Genomic DNA, 2,979 nt, shown 5'->3' on the forward strand with positions numbered 1-2,979 from the left:
CGGGAATGACGAACTGGATTTTGCAGGAACCTCTAATACTTCAAAGGCTTCAACCACAGAATGACTTTGACTTGACCCTTGCCCTGTATGGACCTTAAACACTTTTTAACAATTTTTACCCACTCGATTACACGAAGACCCCTTTTTATTATTTCCCCAAAACTTTCCCGTTTAGCCTCTAAATGCCTTCTCTCCTTATTCCTAACGCTTGACCCTTCAGGTTTTTAAATTCTCTAAAATTGTCCCACGGACTACCCGCCCTCTTTGACCATTTGTATGATCTGGGAAATTTGGTCCTCGGCATATTCAAGCATCAATGGGACAGCCCCTGCCCCTCGATGCCCTCCTCCCCCAAATTGGCTGCATATCTCTCCACAGTTTACCTTGCTGGTCCGGTTAATTATGCTGTGCCCCAGGGTGGCTGCAACAAAGGATTTTTTTGGACCCCACTGCAAACGGAGCGATATATTGGCTTGGGGAAAAAGGGTATAGACAAGGAAACGATTACCCACGGGGACCTCATCGATTCGCCGGAAATCGGTGAGGATCATTTTTTCATCCAAGAGGGAATTTTCTTTGAGGATTTTCCTAAAATGAATATTTTCATCCTTTAGAAATCTTGCCCTTACCGCCACTTCTGATTTTTTAAGTACTTCATCAATGGGCATCGATTTAAGCCATTGGATCAAGCTCATAAAATATTCCTTAAATTGAACTATACCGGTCCTTCCGTCAATGGTAAATCCCAGCAGAATAACCCCCTGAGGGGCGAGAATGTCCTCCAGGGTCAGCTGGGCCGAATCCAAACGATCGGTCTCTTGAACAAGAAACTCATACTTCTTGAGCTTATCCGAGGCGTAATAATCAAAAATGACTCTTGCGGCGCTGGGTGACAAAGCATGGTTACCTTTGAAATTCTCAGGGGGCTTTATATTGCTATTGGTCAAAAGATGATGGTCAAACCATAATGCGCATTTTGGGTGATAAGGAAGGTTCGCTAGAATATCGTTTTCTGTAACCTCGAAATTATTATCGGTGATATCCTGCGGATGGATGAGTTCAATGGAATCAATTTCTTCCATGGTTGAGATTAAAACAGCGGACGTTAAACCGTCCAGATCTCCCCGTGTCACCAGCCTCATGGTTTTCTCCTTTAGGGTCCTCCGACAAGAAATGGGAGCGAACCCATTTCTCCCTCCGACCTCCGCCTACCTTTTTACTTTCCACCCAATGTTCTTTTAACCCACATTACGTTCAATGGTTTTATCTTTTCGTTAACTAAGACATTTTAGAAAACCACCATTTGACTTAGAAAAACCAATTGAGAAGTATATTGAAAACCTTAAAATATCTCAAGAAATATAAACAGAAATTTTTCCCTTGGCAACCCCGTATTTTGAACTGGATCGAACGGGAAAACCCATACTATTTTAGATAATAGTTGTTTGAGAAGAATTAATTTTAAAGGTAATGGAACACTTAATGGGTAAAACCTGTTTTTCAAGATCACTCTTAAAACGTCTGTAACGGTTGACAGGAAATACAATCTGGGTATAATTTTTTTAACGGCGTTCAAGCGTGAATAGACTCTAAAAACCATTGGATTTTTTAAAAACCATTTTATTATTGGTTGGGTGAAATAATGGATTTAAGAAGAAAACTTATACTGGTGGCAGATGACGATGAGAATTTTGTAATATTTATTTCTACCGTTCTGAAAAGACTGGGGTTTGATATTGTAGCGGCTAAAGACGGAATGGAGGTTTTATCTCTATTAAAAATAATTACACCCCATATCATCCTGCTGGATTTGAGAATGCCAAAGGTTGATGGGGTAACGGCGCTGAAATATCTTAAAGAAGATGGGGGTACCTCTGAAATTCCTGTGGTCATGGTGACGGCGTATTCGGACGAAGCAACTCTTGAAGAATGTCGGCTGCTGGGTTGCAAAGAAATATTAAAAAAACCTGTAAAAATAATTACATTAGATCGAATTTTACAGGATTGTATTACCTATGGAGGCGGAAAGAGGAGAAAATTCTTAAGGACTCCTTTGGAGAAAAAGGTAACTGTATCATATAAAGATATCACAAGGGATCATTACGCCGTTAGCCTTTCTGAAGGTGGGGTTTATATCAGGCAAAGTGAATCGCCCCCCGTTGGAACCGAAGTCAAACTTGTTTTACCGGTAAAAGGTAATAACCCCCTTTTCCTTAAAGGAAAGGTTATTTATAATAGAAGCGTGTACAAGGATATCTTAAAAGCTTCTCCAGGAATGGCAGTGGAATTTAATGATCTTACCCCTAATGATTTATTGTTGCTCCGAGAATATATCTTAAAGTTACTGTCCGATGATATCATCGAAGAACAAACTGAATTTTTTATTGCGACCGAGCAGGAAAATTCTTCCTATTAACCTGATTTTAGCCTTCCGAAGATTCCGGTTCATAGAACTTTCCCCCTTTTTTGTTTTCAAAACCTAGTTTTCAGAATCTCTTCCAATTCCCCTTTTTCGGGTATTTTTTAAAAACAGGTCTATTTTTTTTACAAAACAAATTCCATTGTTTTTCGTAACCCTATTTTATTCTTGTCCTTACAAGATTTTTTCCTAAAAAGATTTAATGAAGCTTCCCGCGGCAAGACCGCGGGGTATCAAAAAGCCCCCTCCCTTAATCCCTCCCCCCTCGATGGGGGGAGGGAAGGTGGGGGGTGGAGATGGTTTTGGGAAGCCCATCCTGAGATAAGTCGAAGGGCCCGCTACAACAGATCTACTGCGTCCCACGCCGCAAGCGGCGGGGAATTGCCAGTTAAAATAGCCAAATCTCATCTTTTTATAATAGGCTCATCGTGGAAGTGAGTGGGTAAATTTTGTCATTACCCGCCTGTCCGGCGGGCACTTGCAGGCAGGGGAAAGCGGAAATCCAGGCCCTTCCCGTCATTCCCGCGAAACCTGTCCTCGAATGCCTCTATCGGGGAGCG

General features: G+C 41.6%; 2 protein-coding genes. One reads left to right on the plus strand and one right to left on the minus strand.

What is annotated here, in order from left to right:
- Nucleotides 1-251: 251 nt before the first annotated feature.
- A complete protein-coding gene (locus tag VGB26_03970) occupies nucleotides 252-1,142 on the minus strand; it encodes an exopolyphosphatase (GenBank protein HEX9756940.1) in 891 nt (296 codons plus the stop codon).
- A gap of 500 nt (nucleotides 1,143-1,642) precedes the next feature.
- On the opposite strand from VGB26_03970, the gene VGB26_03975 reads away from it, so the two are divergent.
- Nucleotides 1,643-2,416, plus strand: a complete 774-nt coding sequence (locus tag VGB26_03975) for a response regulator (protein HEX9756941.1) — start codon at nucleotides 1,643-1,645, stop codon at nucleotides 2,414-2,416.
- Nucleotides 2,417-2,979 lie beyond the last annotated feature (563 nt).

The sequence above is a fragment of the Nitrospiria bacterium genome, from assembly GCA_036397255.1.
GTDB lineage: Bacteria > Nitrospirota > Nitrospiria > DASWJH01 > DASWJH01 > DASWJH01.